Below are 21493 nucleotides of genomic sequence, written 5' to 3' on the forward strand. Positions count from 1 at the left end.
CCAAATGTCGAAAATCTTCTGTTTTTCCATTTCAACGCGGCGTGCCAACCTGTCTTGCCAGACTCTGCTTTACACCACTGTGGTAGCGCCATCCTGCTTTCGATTCACTACTTCGAGACGACGCCGACATATGCCGGAGCCAGTCACGCAAAGCCCCGGTAAGGATTGCGACAAGCCGGCGGGTCAGTCATCCGCTGCCACAGGTGCTCCCACAACGGAGCCGATCTGCGTGTAATGAAGAACAAAGGCTGCGCCTTTATCCTTGCCATCGGTGACGATAAACTTGATCATATCGGTCGCTGCGTGGATAATTTTTCCCTTCATAATATGGCCGCCCAGGAAGAAATATTCTTCTTCACCTTTGTCTTTCTTTTCCTTAAGAAAGTCAATAAATCCGCTCATGTTAATCTCCTAATAGCAGTTTGCTACCGCAGCCTTGCAGGTCTTTTCCTTGGCCGAATCGCCGGCTGTTCTGGTCATACAGTCATCATATTCAGCAATACACTGCTGGCGGAAGAAAGTGTCCGCATGTGCAGCACTGGAACCGATGATCTTGGCATCCAGCCTCAACGCTTTTGCTGCCGTCTCGGCATTCTTGATTTTTGCATCGGCTTCTTTCCCTGCATTCGCCGTCATCGTTTCCAGAGCCAGAACGACTCGATCATGCGCGGCGGAAACCTGTGGTCCGTCCATCCACTTGTTGGCCGCAGATTCGCAGGTTCTGAAAAGCAATTCCCTGGCCAGCAGTACCAACTGGGTACGGCCCGCTAACTCCAGGACAGTCGTACTCGTCTGGAAATCAGTATTAATTGCCAGGTTCTTGCCGGCCTTGGCAGCCATAGCTGCCGTGGAAGCATCTGTCTCCACTCCTTTGGACACACCTGCGATCAGCTTGAACGTATCGGACAGCGCAGCATCGGGTGCGGGCTCTGCACAGGAAATATAAGAGGGAAGTTCCTTGTCAGCCGTGGGGTTCTTGATGTAGACATTGCGCAACTGGGCCGGCTGAGTCATCAACTTGCCTTTCAATGCGTCCGCATCCTGAAGCACGACATCACCGCGTTTTTGGGAAATGAGATTGCTGCATCCGGTGAGAAGCACCGCAATAAAAGCAGTACTGGCGATTCTTGTATCTGATAATCGAAACATGTTACCCCCCTTGGATTGTCGAATTGTCCCGGCCGCAAGCCAGGATCGGTTTCAACGTGCCATTTTTCTGTTTAGCGGAAAGCTCATTGCAGTAATTGGTCATGGAACTACCGGTGAGCAGTAGAGCTGGCGCCTTGCCGGCATGCGGTCAAAGGCACAATCCCAGGTTCTTGCAGACGAAACCCTCTTCTCCCACAAGGTCATTTTCAGGACCCGGACCTTGGGTAATGTCCTTGAAAGTATTTTCAAGGTGAAAACGAATCGTATTGTTGGGACCGAAGCAGCCGTTGGAGGATCCAACACCGTTCCTGCATTTCTGCAATTCCTCCGCAGTGAGTCGTGCGGTGATACAAGCGGCGACTGCCTTGGGATGGCCTGCAGCGGAGCATTCCGCAGACAACTGCATTTCACGGTTCGCGCCCAGCAGGCCTGCCGCCTGACCGCGCCACCCAACAGGCCCCTGTGGATTCGTCTGGCCCAGGCCTTGGGGTGGAAAAGGCATTCCTACTGGAGGGGGAAGGTGGGGGACTTGTCCCGCACCCGGGAACACAACGGTAATTCCATGATCCCTGCCGTTACCGCACGGCGCTCCCGGGGTAGGCATGCCATTCGGCATGGCAAAAATGCCCAAAGGCGTCTGGCAAGCAACCTGAGACGGCATTTGCATTGCATGTGCTGTCACAAAAGGACCAGCTACGATCGCGAAAGCCACAACGAGCTTCTTCAAAACCATCGATTTCATGATTGTTCCTTCAAATCGGTTTAGAATGGTCGCTTAATCCGCGAATGCTTTGACTGCCATGGATCCGTGTTCAAGCGATGGATCCATGATGAACTTCCTTGTTTTTTTGCGCTTCCTACGTTCCGAGTAGTAAGTACAGTTTTTTTCGACTACTCGATTTGGCGGAGATGACATGAAGATTCTTATCGTAGATGACCATACAATGGTCCGGGATGGAGCTAGATTCGCTCTGCACGATCTGAATCCCGACTGCCAGATTCTCGAGGCAGATTCCCTGGAGCAAGTGGAGAAGATATTTTCCACTCATTCGGATATCCAGTTGGTACTGCTGGACCTGAGTATCGCCGACAGTGCCGGAGTCAACACGCTGAAGAGGGTTCGCGGTTATCTGGACGGACGGCTTTCCATTCCCCGTATTGTTATTGTTTCGGGGAGTGAAGACGCCGGGATGATTGATGGGATCTTGAATGAACACGCTACCGGATTCATACCGAAAGGCGTGGCAACGGATATCTTCAAGAATGCGGTTTCACTGACCCTGGCTGGTGGAGTTTATATACCGGAAATCTACCTGTCGGCTAGACGGGTCAATAAATTGCCCGAATTGAACCATATGGATGACCATGCCGGGCTCAAAAACCCCTTGTTTACTGAAACCGAGCAGCTGATTGCAGCTTTTCTGGTGCGGGGGCTTACATTGGGGGGGATCGCTCTGGCTATCTCCAGGCATCGTAACAAGGATATTTCTGAACTAACCGTCAAGACTCACATAAAAAACATCGCCAACAAACTCAATATACATGGCGAAGGGAAGACCGCTGTACTCGCGGAAATTGGCCGCCTGGGGTTAAAATTTCCCCTTAAATAGAGTCATGGCGCAAGGCATGATGGTATCGTTCCAGCATTTCGTTCAATTTGCCACGCAGCGTAGTTGGCGAAAGCGGTTTGTACAGCATTTCAAGTCCGTAATGGGAGACCGTGATCTGTTCCTCCGGCGATGTATCTCCCGAAATGATGAGCCCTGGAATCAGTACCTCCGGAGACTCTTCACCATGAAGATTGTCTCGTAAAATCTTGATCGCATCGATGCCGTTTTCCGTGTATCGCAAATGGTAGTCGCTTACAATCAGGTCGGGAACACGCGCTTCCCCGCCCACCACGGCAAGCGCTTCCATCGTGCTGGCCGCAGTTAAAACATGGCACCCGAAATCCTGTAACGTACATTTCATGCTTTCCAAAATCAGCGGATCGTCGTCGATCACTAGCACCGTACTTCCATATAGGTAGTTCCTGCATATATCCGTGTTGTCCGGGATTTGTTGCAATTCTTTTGGGCAGTTTTCCAGTGCAATACGAAAAATGGTACCCTTGCCGACCTTGGAGTGAAACTTGATGGGATGCGATAGAAGGGTGCCGAGTTGAGAAACAATTGCCAGTCCCAGTCCCAGACCTTTCCGCCGATCCCGAGCGGAATTGTTTATTTGATAAAACTCCTCAAATATTTTCTCCCGATGAGATTTGGGTATGCCGATTCCCGTGTCGACAATCCGCAAGATCGTATGGCATCCTTTTGTATCCGCTTTGATACTTACCCTGCCATGTTCCGTATAGCGAATTGCATTCAAGGCTATATTTCGAATGATACGCTCGAGGAGTATGGGGTCGCTCTTTACACAACCGGAAAAACAATCGATCTCCAGATCCAGCCCGGCAGCCTCTGCTTGCGGCAGGAGTTGCATTCGCACCCGATCCAATATCTCGCCGAGATTGATCGCCGTGATTTCAGGCCGTATTACACCAAGATTAATCCTGGATAAGTCGAGCACGGCATCGAGCAAGTCTTTCATCGCGCTTGTCGCCGAATCAATTCGATCGAGCGTGTTCTCGAGATCCTGCTTGTTGCGTATCCTCCGCAAGTGATCGACATATTGCATCAACGCATGCATTGGCTGGCGCAAGTCATGGCTGGCGGCGGCCAGAAACCTTGTCTTGGCACCGTTCGCACTTTCAGCTTGGGCACGGGTTTTCTCCAGATCCTTCAGGTTTTCCTTGGCTTGCTTCAGAAGTGCCTCATTCTGCATATTCAGCTGGATAACCTGCTTGACGGACGCCTGTTGCTGTCGTGCAAACTCAAGGGCAACAACCGTGTACAATATGAAACCTACGGCCATCAATTTCGGCAAAGCTTGATTGGCTAGAATTCCGCAGATGAACATGATGGTTGTAGAGGGGACGAACCGGATTACCAGACGTTTATATTGTGCTTGGGCTCCCGCGCCGCCCATGATCACCAGGCCGATAGAGCAGGTCAGGAATGTCGATTGCTCTATATTCGTAGGGTGCAATAGAAGAAATGAGGAACTTCCCCATGCCAGGCCAGCAAGAGTGCCATTTGTGGCAAGCTTCCTGCCATGCTGGATCTTCGTATGTGAAGTAAGCATTTGCCGGAAATTTCGGCTTAAATATATTCCGCGACACAAAACTGCAATAGTCAGAGCAGCCCATAACAGGATGAAAGGTCTTAAGTTAACATTGTATTCGGAAGACGGTATCGTCCATAAGCCAGTGCAAATCAATGCGACTGCAAGTATTCCAGCAATCAGGTTTTTCGGTGTAGCTTCGAATGCCATTTCAATTTGCTTGAGCTCAACATCCAAAGCTTCGCTTCGGCTCAGGAATGTGAATCTCGAAAGCAGACGAGTGTAGCCAAACCTGCTGAGTTCCATGATATCCAACCGAGAAGTGGCGAAATGTTGTATTCAGTTTATTCGAAAGCCATCCATACCGACATCCTCTGAATCGAGTAGTCGCCACCTTAATGTCGAGTTCAGGCGCCTGCGCTGTGTTCGATGAAAAGCCGAGTGCTCAGGTATTGGGTGTCCGGTGGCATGCAGCCGCCGAGCAGAGGCTTGGATAGACAGGAACCAGGGAGCGACGACAAAACGTAGCATTCCTGTATTCCAGGTTGCGCCAGCACTTGGTTGTCCGTCACGCAGGGACGATGCACAATTTCATCGTATCGATTCCGGGGCCGGCACTTGTCTTTCCGGACCGTCAAGGCGTGGCGACGAGATAATGGCACTGTCCTCTTTCATGCGTGCGACGAGATCAGACCAGTTTTTTTTCAGCAGGCGCAGCGATTCGTCGCGGTCGCTACGCCTCATTACCGATTCCATGGCACGGCGCGTGCCGTCATTCAGGTACCAGCTCAATGGTGGTTCGTTCTTGACTTGCTTCAGTTTGGGATAGCGCAGCTCGAATACCGCCGGGGAGCCCTCGCAATCACTAAGCCGGCGGATCGTCTCATCCACGGCGGCCTGGGCGCGCGCCGTGCGAGTCTGATACAGCGCTACTGCGGGAATGGTGACCTCTGGCCAATAGTGTCGTGCCGGGGCCTCTTTGGGCTGCGATGTCCGGGGACAGATCCATTGCCGGTCGCCGACTGGTTCATTCTCGATCAAGATCACGACAAGTTTCTTGTGCAGTGCCTGGAAGCGGGCTGCCCCATTGTCCGGAAAGCGTTCGTCAAGCTTCGCTTTCATGCGTGGACTTAATAGTTCATCGATCAACGCGTTGACGGTCGCGGCACCCGAATTCTCGAAGTAGCCGCCATCGACCAGATAGTCCCACGGCCGACCGTCGTTCCATGTGACCTTTACGGCCGGGCTGACGTAGGCAAAGCGGGCGCTGTTATGCACCGCCTGGGCAACGCTGAGATGCTGTGTGAGCAGTTCGGGCGCGAACAGGTCGTAAGCTTGGCGCGGCACGAATTTAACTTGCCCCTGCACAACGCGACGGCCATCGTCGACCGCGGTCGTGTTCAGAAGCATCCGTGGCAAGCGCGCTGACTTGGCGGCCAGGAAAGGCTCGGCGAAAAAGCTGGCCGCGTCGGAAGTGCCGAGCAGGCTGTGCCAATCCTCGATCCAGGCAGTTTCGATGGCGCGTGAGCGATCACATGCATAGCACGGAAATGGCAGAAAACGGGCGATTGTATCGATGTACAGCCCTGCACCGATAAGAGGGGAAAGAAAATCCTGTTTGAGGAAAGTTGTCGGATCAGGCCGCAGCTCGGGTTCTCGACGATGCTCTGCCTTCAGCGCGCCAATGAAAGCGGCCAATCCCAGGCTGCCCCCGGATACGCCACTGACGGCGTAGATGTTCTCGGCAAAGCGGCGCCGATTGCGCCGTGCCTCGTTTTCCAGGTCACGCAGGACTATTCCGGTCCAGTACGCAGCGCGTGACGCGCCCCCGGTTGCAGCGACCAGGTAGATTGGATCGTCTGTGGCTTCCGGGGGCCGGGCTGCCAGCCAGTTCGTGAAATCGTCCAGTAGCCCCAGGCGTTCGGCAATCTTGGCGACCTGGCGTTCGGAAGCGCCAATTACATGGTTTTCATTTACAAAGGAGGCGAGAAACAATAACAGGAAAGGCAGAGAGGCCAGCGATGGCCATCCGAAGCGGCGTGGAGTGTACGTGGCAATGATGGCGCCGAAAGCAGTCCAGGAGCCAAGGGCAAGGAGAATCAGGGCAGCAGGGCCCAGCAGCCGGGCTGCGGATACCGGATGCGTAGTCAAGGCCACCAGTACTGCGAACGAGATCGTAAAGATGGTCAATATCACGGCGCTGCCAGAACGCCCCAGAGCATCGAAGCGGTCCGGAAATGGATCGTATCGCCGATGAGCCGCCGTTGGCGTGATGCTGGCGAACAGCCTGGACTTGCGACGCCAGACAATAAAGGCCAGGAACAGGCAGTTGAGCAAGGCCAATGGCACCCACAAGTACGTATCGGAGCCAACCAGGATGAGGTAGAAGGTGGTGGGTAGCGTACTTACAACGCCCAGGAAGCGCGGCAATAGCCGGTTGATCCAGTATGCGAAACGCCGGTCGTGACAATGCCACAGGTCGTCACGTGGAAAGCGCCTTCCGAGCATGATCCTTGCGCAGTACCACGCAGTAAAGCTCCAGTACAACACCGCAAAAAGAAAGGCGAAATACTGTGGCGACTTCCATAGCGCACTGGCGCCCCCTTCCTCGAACGTAGTGAATGCGGTCAAGGCCTCCCGCGCTTGTGGCAATCCCATCAGTACCCAGTTGCCCAGCACAACAGTCAGCAGCGGGTAAAAACACAAGTTCATGCAGCGCAGCAGGAAGGCGATACGCGTCAGCCTCTTGGAGCGGATCAGCGTGTGATCGAGGATGGGCGCCTTCATGCTCGGCACCAGACCCAGGGGAGCGTCAAACAAAAACACCTAGGGAACGTGCGTCGACTGCGCCGGCTGCGCTGTGGCTGGATGACAGGCAGTGAGAAAGCAGCGGTTACCAAGGCGGTAACCGCCGGGGAGCTGTCAGCCGGGATGAAGCAGCGTTGATACCAGGAGAACCGGTTCAAGGGTTGCCTCCATGACCAGATGGGGCGGATAACATGCCATGTCAGCCAGCGTACCGTAGCTTAATGGGAAAAAGCTTCATCTTCTTGCCATGTGTCCGGCCAGTGTTGCTTTTTGTTCCATGCACCATGCTAGTCTGGCGGTTGCACGAATCGATATACGAAGACATCCAATCGTTCATCCAGTCGAGAACGGAGCGCTCCTGCGAGTTCATGGCTGACTTTCCCGTTGCCGTGCCCGCGACAGCTCGCGGACCAAGGCTTCCTCAGGATGAGTTGGAGGGCGTTATAGCGGAATCAGCTTTTCCCGCTTCAGCCGCTCGAACAGGTCGAAGAACGCCTCCGGCGTCCCCTGGTAATCCAGGAACCCGGCCTTGCGGCTCTTCGTCATGTCGGTGATGACTTCCATCGGGCGGCCCAGGTCGGCGTCCGTGTGCCACCATGAAGCCAGGCGCGTGACGTCCGGCTCGGCGAGCCCGTGCCGTGCGGCGATCTCGCGCCACAGCGCGGGCGCGTCGTGCATGCGCGATTCCAGCGGGCTGGTGACGGCCGGCAGCGGCGCGGCTTCCACGCCGAAGTAGTCGGCCAGCCGCGGCCACAGCCACTGCCAGCGGAACACGTCGCCGTTGACCACGTTGAAATCCTCGTTCGCACCGGCAGTGCTGGTCGATGCCCATTGCAGGTGCCGGGCCAGCAGGCGCGCATCGGTCATGTCGACCAGGCCTTCCCATTGCTGGCGGCTGCCGGGGAACACGAAGGGCTGGCCGGTGTGCCGGCACAATGCGGCGTACACCGCCAGCGTCTGGCCCATGTTCATCGCGTTGCCGACCGCGAAACCGATGATCGTGTGCGGCCGGTGCACGCTCCACGTAAAGCCGTACTGGCGCGCCGCGTCGAACAGGCGGTCTTCCTGCTCGTAGTAGAAGTTCGGCACATCCTGGCGGCCCTGTTCCTCGCGGAACGGCGTGATCGGCACCGCCCCCTTGCCGTACGCATCGAACGGGCCGAGGTAGTGCTTCAGCCCCGTCACCAGCGCCACGTGGCGCACGCTGCCGGCGGGGCCGACCGCGTCGAGCACGTTCTTCACCATGGCGCCGTTGACGCGGATGTTTTCCTCTTCGTTCGCCTGCCGCGACCAGGCGGTAACGAATACATGGCTGGGGTCGACCCCAGCCAGCGCCTGTGCCACGTCGGGCGACGTGAGATCCGCGCTGATCTGCCGCACGCCCGGCACGCCCGGCGTGCGGCCGCGCGAAACGCCATGCACTTCCCAGCCTTCTGCCAGCAGCCGCTCGGCCAGCGCGCTGCCGACGACGCCACTGCTGCCGATGATGAGAGCCTTGTTGATCATGCTTTACTCCTTTGGGACAAAGCAGGACTTTACAGGGAAACGGCGCGAACCGGCGGCACCGCCGGCAGCCGTGCGTTGCCGGCGGCTGTCGTCCGGCCGTGTCAGCCGGCCAGCGCCTTCACGCCCAGCGCCGGATCGTCGGTGAAGAAGCCGTCCAGGCCCAGCTCCAGGTAGCGCCGCATCTCGGCAATGGAGCCGGCTTCGTTGCGCGCATCGTCGCCGCCGCCGTCGCGGAAGTCGGCGGCGATGAAGCGGTTCTCGGGGCGGAACGTCCACGTGACCAGGCGCAGCCCGCTGGCGCGGACATCGGCCGCCAGCGGCGTGGGCGCATCGAGCCGGCCATCCTTCCGCAAAGGAATCAGTGCGCGGGTCGGCGGGGCGAACACGTCGGCGTATTCGGCGATGGCGCGCAGGCCGGCCGGTGTCGCCATTTCCGCGTAGGTGAGCGCTCCGCCCGCCGCCGCCACGTCGCTCGGCTTCACCGGGCCCACGCCGACCAGCTGCACCAGCCGCAGGTTGGCGCGCTTGCCCAGCTTTTCGCGCAGCATGCGCAGGTTGGCCACCTCGAACGACTGGATCTCGACCGGCGCCCGGCGTGTGTATTCGTGGGCGCCGAGCGTGGCGATGACGCGCTCCTCCAGCGGCAGGCCGAGACGGGCGAAATACATGGAATGTTTCAGCTCCGGCACCAGGCCGATCGTGCGGCCGACCGTGGCCGATTCCGCGGCCACGAAGTCGATCACTTCCTCGAACGTGGGTACCTGGAACATGCCGTCATACCTGGCGCTGCGCGGGCGCGATTGCGGGATGCGCTCGACCGTGCGCAGCGTTTTCAATTCGGCCAGCGTGAAATCCTCGACGAACCAGCCGTCGTGGGTGACACCGTCGATCGTCTTGCGCGCGTGGCGGCTGGCGAACTCGGGGCGCTTTGCCACGTCGGTGGTCTCCGAGAGGAAGGCTTCGTGGCGCGCGACCAGCACGCCATCCTTCGTCGATACGAGGTCCGGCTCGATGAAATCGGCGCCGTCGGCGATCGCCTTGGCATAGGCGGCCAGCGTGTGCTCGGGCCGCAGTGCCGAGGCGCCGCGGTGCGCGATGACCAGTGGCCGTGCCGGCTTGGCCGCAAATGCGGCTGGCAGCAGAAGAGCACCTGCGGTGGCCACCGCAGTTTTCGCGCCGACCGTAATAAAGCCGCGGCGCGACAGGTAACGCTTGTTGACCCAGTTTGTCATTTGAAGTCCGCCATCACGGTGATGAACCCCTGCCGCGGGGCAATCGGGAATGTATTGTACGTCTTGTCGGCCGCGCCCACGACCACGTTCAGGTCACCCCGGCGGTCGGCAAGGTTCGTCACGTTGACGCGGTAGCGCGCATTCTTCACCCAGCCACCGTCGAGGAACGGCAGCTTGCCCGAAATGCCGAGGCCCAGCAGGAAGTAGCTGCTCACCGACAGGTCGTTCGTATAGGTGGCATAGCGCTTGCCGACATAGTCGCCGCTCAGCTGGAACTCGGTACCGCCGACGTTCAGCGAGGCGACGAACTTGTTCATCCATTCCGGGCTGCCCGGGATCTTCTTGCCGGCGGTCGGCACCGTGGCGGCGCCGTTCAGGTAGTTGTCCTCGTACTTCGAGCGGTTGTACGAGATCGCGTCGTAGAACGAGAACGTGCGGCCGAAGTGGAACGTGCCGGACATGTCGATGCCGTCCGTCTTCACGCTGCCCACGTTGGCCAGCACCGGATTGCCGCCGATGATCGCCGAGATCACCGGGGTGGGGCTCGTCGTCAGCAGGCGGTCCTTGAAGTTTACGTGGTAGATGTTGACCTGGCCATCGAAGCCGGTCAGCGGGCCGGCGCTGAACGAGCGGCTGGTGCGCAGGCCCGCCTCGAACGTGACGGAAGTTTCCGGTTTCGCCGTCGACTTGAACAGGTCGAACGCCGACTGGCTGGCGAGACTCCACGGCGATGCGCCGCCACCGCCATAGGTGACGAACTGGCGCATGTTCTTCTGCACGTTGACGAAGGCCTGCTCGGTGCCGGTAACATCCCAACGCGCGCCCAGTTGCGGCAGGAACCATTTCTTCGTGTCGATATCGCCTTCCGGCAGCGCGGTGGAGCCGCCGGCGATCGCGCCCAGCTTCGGCTGCACCGGCATGGTACCGCGCGCGAACTGCAGGCTCGACTTGAAGCCGCCCTGCAGCACCAGGTCGGGGCGCACGCGCCATTCATCCTGCAGGTGCAGTTGCACCACCTTGTTGTCGATCTCGCTGCCGTACTGCGTGATCAGCGGGTTTTCCGGGCGGTCGTAGGGCGAACTGGGATTGTTCACGTCCAGCGCATACCAGCGGCGGTAGGCTTGCGATGCGTTTTTCTCGAACCACAGGCCGCCCTGGATCGTATGGTCGCCGATCTCGGTGCGCAGGGTCGACAGCCAGCCGGTACGGTTGATCTGGTACTCGGTCGTGCGCGTGGCATAGCCGGAATTGCCGAACACCTGCTTCAGGTTCTGGTTCGGGTAATAGACGGCGAACAGCGCGGGCAGGCCGGCCACGCCGATCGGACCGGCGACGACGCCCACGCCATCGTCGTAGTGGTAATACACCTGGTTCGACCAGGTGGTGGTGTCGGAGAGGTTCCAGTCGTACTTCACGTAGCCGAGGTAATCCTCGCGCTGCGCATCGCTGTAGTAGTTGCGGTAGTTGTTGCCATCGGCGGCCGGCGTGGCGCCCGTCGGCGACAGGTAGTTCAGCGCGGCCTGGAAGTCCGGGTACAGGAACGGGCGCGTGTACAGCTGGAATTTCTCGGTGGCCGAGTGGACGGTGCTGTCCTCGTTCGGCTCGATCTTGTCGCTGTAGTTGAAGAAGACCGTCAGGCGGCCGGCGGCGTTGTCGTTGACGAACTTGGCGTTGACCTGGTCGCCGCCCTGGCGGCCGTGGAAGTCCCAGGCGCGCGCTTCGTGGTGCATGGCGGAGACGTAGACGCTGGCGTCGCCGATTTTTCCCGAGTCGTAGCGCAGGAAGGTGCGCGACGTGTCGTGGCTGCCCAGTGTTTGCTGGACGGCGAAATTGCGCTCGGCCAGCGGGTCCGACGAGAACGTCTCGATGGTGCCGCCGAGATTGCTGGTGGACGCGGTGGCCAGGTCGCCGGCGCCGGAGGACAGCACGACGCCGCGCACGTTTTCCGAGATCACCGCGCGCTGCGGCGACAGGCCGTTGTAGTTGCCGTATTGCTGGTCGCCGAGCGGCACGCCATCCATTGTGTAGCCCAGTTGCTGCCCCGAGAAGCCGTGCACGAACAGCGACAGGTTCTGCTCGTTGTTGCCCCACGGGTCGGCCGTCTGGAAGCTGACGCCGGGCAGCGTCTGCAGCGCTTTCAGCGGGTTGGTGCCGGGCAGGATCTTCTGGATCTCGTCGCCCTTCATCGCCACCGACGAACGGGTACGGCGCGTGGCCACTTCCACCGTCGCGACCGGCCCGGCCGCCGCCGCTGCCGCCTCGCCGTTCGCATCCACCGCATTGGCCACCGCGGCACTTTCCATCGCTGCCACCGCCGTTGCCACCTGCTGTGCCATCGCCAGCGGCGCCAGCGCCAGGCTCGCCACCATGGCGGCCTTGATCTGTTTCTTCATCGTTAGCTCGTCGTTAAGTTAGTAAAGAAAGTAATAAAAACGCAACGACGCGCAGCGTAGCCAGCCGATGTGACGAGGTGATGACTACCGTGAAACAATGTTTCCGAGAACCGGGGTCAGACCCCGGTTTCGAGAAATATTTCCGGAAATCGGGGTCTGACCCCGGTTCTGGGCAAAAAAAAGCCCGCCGGGGAGGGCGGGCTTTGGGGAGCGCGAAGCGGCTTAGTGCTTGGCTTCGGTGGGGTGGATCAGCGCTTCGGCAGGGGCGTCGCTGGCGAAGAGCTGGGCGCAGTCGACGGCGTCGTATTCATAGTGCTTGCCGCAGAAGTCGCAATTGATGCCCAGCTTGCCCTGTTCGGCCAGCGCATCCTCGACTTCGGCCTGGCCCAGCATCTTGAGCATGTTGCCGACCTTGTCGCGGGTGCAACTGCAGTGGAACGACGGGTGCACGGGGTCGAATACGCGGATCGTTTCTTCCCAGAACAGGCGTTTTTGCAGCACGTCGATTTCGGTGGACAGCAGCTCTTCTTCCTTCAGCGTGCGGCCCAGCATTACGGCGCGGTTCCACGTTTCCAGCGCTTCTTCCGGCGAGACGGGATTCGCTTCGGCCTTGCCGCCATGCAGCGGCAGCTTTTGCAGCAGCAGGCCGCGTGCCACGTTGTCGTCGGCGGCCAGCCACAGTTGCGTGTCCAGTTGCTCGGAGCGCAGCATGTAATGTTCGATGACGGTCGCCACGTCGTCGCCGTCCAGCGGCACGACGCCCTGGTACGGCTGCTGGCCCGGCACCTTTTCGGCCGGGTCGAGCGTGATCACAAAGCGGCCCCGGCCAGTCTGGTTCAGCAGTGCCGTCAGGTTGGCATCGTCGGTGATCGCAGCGTCTTCGTTCAGCTTCGCGGTGGCGCGCATGCGCAGCTGCGAATCGCATTCGACGACCAGCAGGCGCACCGGGCCGTCGCCATGGATCTGCATCACGATCGAACCGTTGAATTTCAGGTTGGCCGACAGCAACGCGGCGGCCGATACCATTTGCCCCAGCAGCCGCTTCACGGCCACCGGGTACTGGTGGCGGGCCTGGATCTCGCGCCACGTGGACGAGATGTCGACCAGCTCGCCACGCACGGCGGCGTTCTCGAAAATGAATTTTTGCAGCGTATCCTGGGTCATGCGTTATCCAATCTTTTTCAAATTTGTCTTGAACAGCTGCGCGCGCTGCACATAGCTGTCGGCGCTGCCTTTCAGCCGCGCCACGTCGTCCGCCGTCAGTTCGCGCACGGCCTTGGCCGGGGAGCCGATGATCAGCACGTTGTCGGGAAATTCCTTGCCTTCGGTAACGAGCGCCCCGGCACCTACCAGGCACCCCTTGCCGATCTTCGCGCCATTCAGGATCACGGCCTGGATGCCGACCAGCGCACCGTCGCCGATCGTGCAGCCATGCAGCATGGCCTGGTGGCCGATCGTCACGTCGCGGCCGATCGTCAGCGGATAGCCCATGTCGGTATGCATCACCGTGCCTTCCTGCACGTTGCTGTTTTCACCGATGGTGATCCGCTCGTTGTCGCCGCGCAGCGAGGCGCCGTACCAAACGGAGCTGTTCGCCTGCAGCGTCACCTTGCCGATCACCGTGGCGCTGTCGGCCACGAAGGCGGTAGCGTCGATCTCGGGGGCATCATCGCCCAGCTGGTAAATCGTCATCGTTGGCTTTATCGAGGGGAAATATTGGCGCCATTTTACGCCCTTGCGCTCCGGCACTCACCATGGATACGCCTCACGTCCCTAATAAGCACGATCGTGCTAAAGTATGGGCTTCCATGCGGCTTTCCCAAAAGGAAGGTCCGCATATAGCGACGACTCCATTCAATTCAAGCCCACACCGATGACACCTTCCCGTTCCGACTTTCTCGCCGTGCGCGGCCTGCGCACCCACGTTCGCCACTGGGGCCGCGAAGGCGCGCCGAAGATCTTCATGCTGCATGGCTGGATGGACGTGGGCGCGTCGTTCCAGTTCGTCGTCGACCACCTGGGCGGCGACTGGCACGTGATCGCGCCCGACTGGCGCGGCTTCGGCCTGACGGAGCGTGCGGGCACCGATACCTACTGGTTCCCCGACTACCTCGCCGACCTGGACGCGATCCTGCGCCATTACCAGCCGGCAGGGCAGGTGAACCTGGTGGGCCACAGCATGGGCGGCAATATCGCCGGCATCTACGCGGGCGTGCGGCCGGAACGGATCCGCCGCTTCGTCAACCTGGAAGGGTTCGGCCTGACGGGTGCCAAACCGGAAGACGCCCCGAAGCGCTACGCGAAATGGCTCGACGAGCTGCTCGACCCGCCGGTGATGAAGGGTTATCCCACGCAGGCCGCTGTGGCGGCGCGCCTGCAGAAGACCAACCCGCGCCTGACGGACGAGCGGGCGGCGTTCCTGGCGCAGCACTGGTCCGCGCAGAATGCCGCCGGCGAGTGGGAAATCCTCGGCGACCCGGTGCACAAGCAGGCCAGCCCGCTGCCTTACCATGCCGAGGACATCATGGCGTGCTGGCGCCGCATCACGGCGCCGGTACTGTGGGTGGAAGCGGCGGACACGAATATGTGGCTGTGGATGGGCGGCCCGGAGGAGGGGCGCCGCGAAGTGGACCGCCGCATGGCCCATATTGCCGACGTCACGCCGGAAATGGTGCCGGACGCCGGCCACATGCTGCACCATGACCAGCCAGCGCTGCTGGCGGGAATGATCGCGCGCTTTCTCGGCTGATCCCGTCGTGTGATTCCTCGCATAAATGAAGCGCCGGCACGCCGTGCGGCAGGCGGCGGTACAATGCTCGTTCATTGAAGCCTTGTTCATCGAAGCTGCGTTCATCGAAGCTGCGTTCATTGAAGCCGCGCTCATTGAAGCTTATCCATCACCGAACCGAATCGCGCCATGCTGAAAGTCGACCTGCACTGCCATTCCAACGTCTCCGACGGCGTCCTGGCGCCTGCCGCCGTGGCGAAATATGCGCGCCAGGCCGGCGTGGACGCGTGGGCGCTGACCGACCACGATGAAGTGGGCGGCATCGCGGCGGCGCGCGTGGCGGCGGCCGAGCTGGGCATGCGCTTCGTGGCCGGCGTGGAAATCTCGATCACGTGGAGCGGCGAAACGGTGCACATCGTGGGGCTGAACATCGACGAGAACGACCCGGCGCTCTTGCGCGGCCTGGCCGCCACGCGCGAGGGCCGCGATGCGCGCGGCCGCGAGATCGGCGAGCAGCTGGCCAAGGCGGGCATTCCGGGGGCCTACGAAGGCGCGCTGGAATTCGTCGACAACCCGGCGCTGATGTCGCGTACGCACTTTGCCCGCTTCCTGGTGCAGCAGGGCTATTGCGCCAACACGCCGGAAGTGTTCCGCAAATACCTTTCCGAAGGCAAGCCGGGCTACGTGCCGCATCGCTGGGCGAGCCTGGAAGAAGCCGTTGGCTGGATCCGAGGCGCGGGCGGCACGGCCGTCATCGCCCACCCGGGCCGCTACCGTTTCAACCAGTTGCAGCAGGGCGTGCTGTTCGACGAATTCAAGGAGCTGGGCGGCAGCGCGATCGAGGTGGTGACCGGCAGCCACACGCCCGACCAGTACCCCGTGTATGCCCAGCTGGCCAATGCCTATGGCTTCCTCGCTTCGCGCGGCACCGATTTCCATGCGCCGGGCGAGGCGCGCGTCGACTTCGCCGCGCTGCCGCCGCTGCCGGCCAGCGTGACACCGGTCTGGCACGACTGGTTCTGACGCCGGTGCGGCGGTGCTGCAACGTGGCCGCGCGCCCGGCTTAATCGCCTTGTAATTCTATGGTTGTAACCTTATATGACCCCACGGATCATATCCAGAAAACCTATAGATCATGAAACGCATCGTACTGTTTATCGCCACCAACCTCGCCGTGATGCTGGTGTTGTCCATCGTGCTCTCGCTGCTCGGCATCGGCCGTCCTGGAGCGGGCGGGCAACTGGAGATGGGCGGACTGCTGGCGTTTTCGCTGGTGGTCGGCTTCACCGGCTCGATCATCTCGCTGCTCATTTCCAAGCCCATGGCGAAGTGGACGACCGGCGCGCGCGTGATCGACGCGCCGCAGAATTCCACCGAGCAGTGGCTGCTGTCCACCGTGCAGGGCCTGGCGCAGCGCGCCGGCATCGGCATGCCCGAAGTGGCCGTGTATGACGGCGAACCGAACGCGTTCGCCACGGGCGCCTTCAAGAACTCGGCACTGGTGGCCGTGTCCACTGGCCTGCTGCAATCGATGAACCGCGAGGAAGTGGAAGCGGTGCTGGGCCACGAGGTGGCGCACATCGCCAATGGCGACATGGTGACGCTGACGCTGATCCAGGGCGTGGTGAACACTTTCGTCGTGTTCTTTGCCCGCATCGTCGGCTTCTTCGTCGACAAGGTCCTGTTGCGCAACGAGAACGGCCGCGGTCCCGGCTATATGATCACCGTGTTCGCCTGCGAGATCGTGTTCGGCCTGCTGGCGTCGATCATCGTGGCCTGGTTCTCGCGCAAGCGCGAATTCCGCGCCGACGCCGGCTCGGCGCGCCTGCTGGGCAGCACCGCGCCGATGCAGAATGCGCTGGCCCGCCTGGGCGGCATGGAGCCGGGCGGCCTGCCGCAGAACATGGCCGCCTCCGGTATCTCGGGCGGTGGCGGCTGGTCGGCGCTGTTCTCCACCCACCCGCCGTTCGAGGAACGCATCGCGGCCTTGCAGGCGCTTCGATAAACTTGCCAACACAACAGCATGAGCCAATTCTTTGAAATCCATCCCGTCAACCCGCAGGGCCGCCTGATCAAGCAGGCCGCCCAGATCATCCACGGCGGCGGCGTGGTGGCCGTGCCCACCGACTCATGCTATGCGCTCGTCTGCCACCTGGACGACAAGGCGGCCGTCGAGCGCCTGCGCCGCATCCGCGGCATCGACGAAAAGCATCACCTGGCGCTGCTGTGCCGCGACCTGTCCGAGATTGGCGTCTATGCGCGCGTGGACAACAAGCAGTTCCGCCTGCTGAAGGCAGCCACGCCGGGGCCGTTCACGTTCATCCTGGAAGCCACGCGCGAGGTGCCGCGCCGGCTGTCGCACCCGTCGCGCAAGACGATCGGCCTGCGCGTGCCGGAAACCCCGATCGTCGAAGCGCTGATGGCCGAACTGGGGCAGCCGCTGATTTCCTCGACCCTGATCCTGCCGGACGAAACCGAGCCGCTCAACGATCCCGAGGAAATCAATGCCCGCATCGGCAAGCAGCTCGACCTCGTCATCGATGGCGGCGCATGCAGCATGGAAATGACCACCGTGGTCGACCTGACCGGCTCCGAGCCGGAGCTGGTGCGCCTCGGGCGCGGCGATCCAGCCATGGTCGGCCTGTGAAAGCCGGCCTGTGACCTCTTTCGCCGGCCAATCCCAGCCGGCGTCTTTGCCCTTCTTTACTTCCCATCCTCCTTCTACCCGCCGGGCGCATGATTGCGGTCTGGTAAAATTTTACCCATGAGTGAATTCAGTCAAGCCATCCAGACCGTTGCGGTGTACGCGATCCCCGTCCTGTTCGCGATTTCGCTGCACGAGGCGGCCCATGGCTACGTGGCGCGTTACTTCGGCGACCCGACCGCTGCCCAGCTGGGCCGGCTGTCGCTGAATCCCACCCGTCACATCGATCCGTTCGGCACCGTGCTGCTGCCGTTGATCCTGTACCTGACGATCCACATGCCGTTCGGCTACGCCAAACCCGTGCCGGTCGACTACAGCCAGCTGCGCAATCCCAAGAAGCAGATGGGCTTCGTGGCCGCGGCCGGGCCGATGGCGAACTTCGCCATGGGCCTGGGCTGGATGGTCTGGCTCGTGATCCTGCGCGGCATGGAGGTTTCCGAGCCGTTCCTGGTCAAGATGGCCGTTGCCGGCGTCAATGTGAATGCGATCATGTGCGTGTTCAACCTGCTGCCCGTGCCGCCGCTCGATGGCGGACGCATCATGACGGCGCTGCTGCCCAACGGGCTGGCCCGCCGTTATGCGCGCATCGAGCAGTACACGCCGTATATCTTCATCGGCCTGATGGCGCTGATGTATTTCAATGTGCTGACGCCGCTGCTGGGGGGAATGGTCGGCGTGTTCATCGAACTGATCGCGCTGCTGGTACTTCCCCTGCAATTGCTGATGAATATATGATGCCGGCTGGGCCATGCGAGTCCCATGCACGGCTCGCAGTGAAGGCCGGCAATGAACCGGCCGGCGGGCGCAGCGCGCCTGCCGGCCCCGTTTGAGTGTTACCAGAAGGAACAGATGAGCGACGTGGTTTCTCCCTGGGTGCAACGCTTTGCACCATTGATTCCCGGCGGCGAGGTGCTGGATCTCGCGTGCGGCAATGGCCGCCATTCCCGCCACCTAGTCACGCTGGGCCATGCGGTGATCGCCGTCGACCGGCGCCCGGATGCGCTGGCTGCCACCGCCGGACCCGGTATCGTCACCAGCGACATCGACCTGGAAGCGGGCGATACGCCGTGGCCGTTCGGACCGAACCGGTTCGCCGGCATCGTCGTCACGAATTACCTGCATCGCCCGCTGCTGGCCGACATGGTGGGCAGCCTGGCGCCGAACGGCGTGCTGGTCTATGAAACGTTCGCGGACGGCAACGCCGCGTTCGGCAAGCCGAGCAATCCCGATTTCCTGCTGAAGCCGGGCGAATTGCTGGAGCTGGCACGGCAGCAGGGCCTGCGTGTCGTCGCATTCGAGGATGGCATCGTCAGTTCGAGCAGCCCGGCAGGCAACCCGGCGGGCAAGGCGGCGGCCGTGGTGCAGCGCATCTGCGCCGTCAAGGCCGAGTTCCCGCGCGAGGCGGCACTGCTCGGCTGTATCGAAAGCTGATACCACCGCGAAATACCCCACGCGCGCAAGCGATCGTCTACAATCGACGTTTTCAATCTATTTGCAATTGGTTCAATATATGATTAAGGGCAGCATTGTTGCAATCGTGACTCCGATGCATGCGGATGGCAGTCTGGACTATGACAGCCTGGACCGCCTGATTGACTGGCATATTGCCGAGGGCACGGATGGTATCGTGATCGTCGGTACGACGGGTGAATCGGCGACCGTGACGGTGGCCGAGCACTGCGCGCTGATCAAGGCCTGCGTGGACCGCGTGGCCGGCCGCATTCCCGTGATCGCGGGCAGCGGCGGCAACTCGACCGCCGAGGCAATCGTGCTGACCCGTTATGCCAAGGAAGCGGGCGCGGATGCGACCTTGCAAGTGGTGCCTTACTACAACCGCCCGACGCAGGAAGGCATGTACCAGCACTTCAAGGCCATCGCCGAAGCGGTGGACCTGCCGGTCATCCTGTACAACGTGCCCGGCCGCACGGTCGCGGACATGGCCAACGAAACGGTGCTGCGCCTGGCCGCCGTCGAGAACATCATCGGCATCAAGGATGCCACCGGCAACATCGGCCGCGGCCTCGACCTGCTGCGTTCGCTGCGGTCGGTGCCGAAGGACTTCGCCGTCTTTTCCGGCGACGATCCCACGGCCATGGCGCTGATGCTGGCGGGCGGCAAGGGCAATATCTCCGTGACCGCCAACGTGGCGCCGCGTGCGATGGCCGAGATGTGCGCGGCCGCGATGGCCGGCGACATCGCCACGGCCATCGAGATCAACGACAAGGTCTTCCCCCTGCACCAGAAACTGTTCGTCGAACCGAACCCGGTCCCCACCAAGTGGGCGCTGGCGGAAATGGGCCGCATGCCGGCCGGTATCCGCCTGCCCCTGGTGCCGCTCGCTGCCGAGTTCCACCAGGCGGTACGTACCGCCCTGGTGGAAGCCGGCGTGCTGGCGTAAGTCCGGAGCGTGGCGGCCTTCCGTGCCGCCGCGACGATCACCCAGCTGGTTTCTTCAGCTTTTTTCCCCTGTCTCCCCATGATCAAGAAAGCTTCCCTTACTCCGCAAAGCGGCCTCGCGCTCGGCGTCCTGATGCTCAGCCTGACCGGCTGCGGCATGGTCGAATCCGTGGTCGGCAAGACCACGGTGGACTACAAATCGGCCAAGAAAGCCAGCACGCTGGATGTGCCGCCGGACTTGACCCAGCTGCAAAAGGATAATCGCTACGCGCTGCCGGACAGCGGCAGCGGCGTGGCCACCGCATCGGGTTACGCGGCGCAGCGCGCCAGCATGTCCGGTGCCGGCGCCGGTACCCTGGCGAATGCCGCCCCGGCGGCGGCCGGCGGCAATGAAGTGGCCGCCACCGGCAACGACAAGGTGCGCGTGGAGCGGGCCGGCAACCAGCGCTGGCTGGTCGTGAAGGCTTCGCCGGACGTGCTGTGGCCGCAGCTGAAGTCGTTCTGGGAAGATGCCGGCTTCACGCTGTCGCTCGACAATGCGACCGCGGGCGTGATGGAAACCGAGTGGAACGAGAACCGCGCGAAGATCCCGCAGGACATCATCCGCCGCACCATCGGCAAGGTGTTCGACTCGGCTTACTCGACGGGCGAGCGTGACAAATATCGCACCCGCGTCGAGCGCAATGCCGACGGCACCACGGAAATCTACATCAGCCACCGTGGCGCGGAAGAAATCGCCCAGGGGCCGGAAAAGGAAATCGTGACGTGGACGCCGCGGCCTTCCGACCCGAACCTGGAAGCCGTGTTCCTGGCGCGCCTGCTGACCAAGCTGGGCGGCACCGAGGAAACGGCGGCCCGGACCGCGGTGGATAACGCTATCGTGCAGCCGCTGCATGCCTTCCTGAAGGGCGAGGGCGCCAACCGCTACGTGGAAACGGATGAGGGCTTCGACCGCTCCTGGCGCCGCGTGGGCTTGGCGCTGGACCGCGCCGGCTTCACCGTCGAGGACCGCGATCGCGTGCAGGGCATCTACTACGTGCGCTACGTGGCCGACCAGGTCGAGAAGAAAGGCTTCTTCGGCCGCCTGTTCAGCTGGGGCTCGTCGGAAGCGGACAAGGAAGCGCAGCGCTACCGCATCGTCGTCAAGGCTGCCGAAACCGGCAACACCAGCCAGGTTACCGTGCAGAACAACAAAGGCGAGGCGGATACGACGCCGACGGCCGAAAAGATCCTGACCTTGCTGCAGGAAGAGTTGAAGTAATCAAGCATGAAAAGAAAACCGGCCGCAAGGCCGGTTTTTTTTGCCTTTGATATTTACTGCAAGCGCGGCGAGAAAACGCCGGATTTTTGGCTGCAACGGCAATGCCGGAAAACAGGCGTCAAAAAAACAAAACCGCCCATTGGGCGGTTGAGC

19 protein-coding genes are annotated in these 21493 nt (G+C 61.1%); 9 read left to right on the forward strand and 10 right to left on the reverse strand.

What is annotated here, in order from left to right:
• Positions 1–183: 183 nt before the first annotated feature.
• The 3 genes from ACY65G_RS25100 to ACY65G_RS25110 all read right to left on the reverse strand — a co-directional run bounded on the left by ACY65G_RS25100 (position 184) and on the right by ACY65G_RS25110 (position 1891).
• Positions 184–402, reverse strand: coding sequence for a hypothetical protein (locus ACY65G_RS25100; protein ID WP_465000012.1), 219 nt, complete (start codon positions 400–402; stop codon positions 184–186).
• 9 nt (positions 403–411) lie between these two features.
• Positions 412–1149 carry a hypothetical protein gene (locus ACY65G_RS25105; RefSeq protein WP_465000013.1) on the reverse strand — a complete coding sequence of 246 codons (738 nt, stop codon included), beginning with the start codon at positions 1147–1149 and terminating at the stop codon, positions 412–414.
• Between the two features lie 148 nt (positions 1150–1297).
• Positions 1298–1891 carry a hypothetical protein gene (locus tag ACY65G_RS25110; RefSeq protein ID WP_465000014.1) on the reverse strand — a complete coding sequence of 198 codons (594 nt, stop codon included), beginning with the start codon at positions 1889–1891 and terminating at the stop codon, positions 1298–1300.
• A gap of 172 nt (positions 1892–2063) precedes the next feature.
• Here ACY65G_RS25110 and ACY65G_RS25115 point away from each other — a divergent pair, with 172 nt between their 5' ends.
• The gene (locus ACY65G_RS25115; RefSeq protein ID WP_465000015.1) at positions 2064–2759 is read left to right on the forward strand and encodes a response regulator; all 696 of its coding nucleotides are present in this window, start codon (positions 2064–2066) and stop codon (positions 2757–2759) included.
• On the opposite strand, the gene ACY65G_RS25120 is transcribed toward ACY65G_RS25115, so the two are convergent.
• The 7 genes from ACY65G_RS25120 to ACY65G_RS25150 all read right to left on the reverse strand — a co-directional run bounded on the left by ACY65G_RS25120 (position 2752) and on the right by ACY65G_RS25150 (position 13942).
• Positions 2752–4617 carry an ATP-binding response regulator gene (locus ACY65G_RS25120; RefSeq protein ID WP_465000016.1) on the reverse strand — a complete coding sequence of 622 codons (1866 nt, stop codon included), beginning with the start codon at positions 4615–4617 and terminating at the stop codon, positions 2752–2754. The two genes, ACY65G_RS25115 and ACY65G_RS25120, sit on opposite strands and share 8 nt — an antisense overlap.
• Positions 4618–4902: 285 nt before the next feature.
• Positions 4903–7098 carry a patatin-like phospholipase family protein gene (locus ACY65G_RS25125; protein WP_465000017.1) on the reverse strand — a complete coding sequence of 732 codons (2196 nt, stop codon included), beginning with the start codon at positions 7096–7098 and terminating at the stop codon, positions 4903–4905.
• Positions 7099–7560: 462 nt separating this feature from the next.
• Positions 7561–8625 carry an SDR family oxidoreductase gene (locus ACY65G_RS25130; protein ID WP_465000018.1) on the reverse strand — a complete coding sequence of 355 codons (1065 nt, stop codon included), beginning with the start codon at positions 8623–8625 and terminating at the stop codon, positions 7561–7563.
• Positions 8626–8726: 101 nt separating this feature from the next.
• Positions 8727–9857: a glycerophosphodiester phosphodiesterase gene (locus ACY65G_RS25135; protein ID WP_465000019.1), complete on the reverse strand. Its 1131-nt coding sequence runs from the start codon at positions 9855–9857 to the stop codon at positions 8727–8729.
• On the reverse strand, positions 9854–12250 hold the full coding sequence (locus ACY65G_RS25140) for a TonB-dependent receptor (protein WP_465000020.1): 2397 nt from the start codon (positions 12248–12250) through the stop codon (positions 9854–9856). The genes ACY65G_RS25135 and ACY65G_RS25140 overlap by 4 nt, the downstream gene beginning before the upstream one ends.
• 222 nt (positions 12251–12472) lie before the next feature.
• Positions 12473–13414 (reverse strand): Hsp33 family molecular chaperone HslO, encoded by a 942-nt coding sequence (gene hslO / locus ACY65G_RS25145; RefSeq protein WP_465000021.1) that lies wholly within the window; start codon positions 13412–13414, stop codon positions 12473–12475.
• A gap of 3 nt (positions 13415–13417) precedes the next feature.
• The gene (locus ACY65G_RS25150) at positions 13418–13942 is read right to left on the reverse strand and encodes a gamma carbonic anhydrase family protein (RefSeq protein ID WP_465000022.1); all 525 of its coding nucleotides are present in this window, start codon (positions 13940–13942) and stop codon (positions 13418–13420) included.
• Positions 13943–14123: 181 nt separating this feature from the next.
• On the opposite strand from ACY65G_RS25150, the gene ACY65G_RS25155 reads away from it, so the two are divergent.
• From ACY65G_RS25155 to bamC, 8 genes are all read left to right on the forward strand, one after another.
• Entirely contained in the window at positions 14124–14999 is an 876-nt protein-coding gene (locus tag ACY65G_RS25155) for an alpha/beta fold hydrolase (protein ID WP_465000023.1), read from the forward strand.
• Between the two features lie 168 nt (positions 15000–15167).
• Complete coding sequence (locus ACY65G_RS25160; RefSeq protein WP_465000024.1) at positions 15168–16001, forward strand: 3',5'-nucleoside bisphosphate phosphatase; 834 nt, start codon at positions 15168–15170, stop codon at positions 15999–16001.
• A 112-nt stretch (positions 16002–16113) separates the two neighbouring features.
• Entirely contained in the window at positions 16114–16983 is an 870-nt protein-coding gene (htpX, locus tag ACY65G_RS25165; protein WP_465000025.1) for a protease HtpX, read from the forward strand.
• A gap of 18 nt (positions 16984–17001) precedes the next feature.
• Entirely contained in the window at positions 17002–17625 is a 624-nt protein-coding gene (locus ACY65G_RS25170) for an L-threonylcarbamoyladenylate synthase (protein WP_131144438.1), read from the forward strand.
• A gap of 117 nt (positions 17626–17742) precedes the next feature.
• Positions 17743–18417, forward strand: a complete 675-nt coding sequence (locus tag ACY65G_RS25175; RefSeq protein ID WP_465000026.1) for a site-2 protease family protein — start codon at positions 17743–17745, stop codon at positions 18415–18417.
• Positions 18418–18531: 114 nt separating this feature from the next.
• Positions 18532–19113 (forward strand): class I SAM-dependent methyltransferase, encoded by a 582-nt coding sequence (locus ACY65G_RS25180; protein WP_465000027.1) that lies wholly within the window; start codon positions 18532–18534, stop codon positions 19111–19113.
• Positions 19114–19192: 79 nt separating this feature from the next.
• Positions 19193–20080: a 4-hydroxy-tetrahydrodipicolinate synthase gene (gene dapA, locus ACY65G_RS25185; RefSeq protein WP_465000028.1), complete on the forward strand. Its 888-nt coding sequence runs from the start codon at positions 19193–19195 to the stop codon at positions 20078–20080.
• Between the two features lie 132 nt (positions 20081–20212).
• On the forward strand, positions 20213–21340 hold the full coding sequence (bamC, locus tag ACY65G_RS25190) for an outer membrane protein assembly factor BamC (RefSeq protein ID WP_465000165.1): 1128 nt from the start codon (positions 20213–20215) through the stop codon (positions 21338–21340).
• Positions 21341–21493: the final 153 nt, after the last annotated feature.

This window comes from Pseudoduganella sp. jia 12 (genome assembly GCF_055502675.1).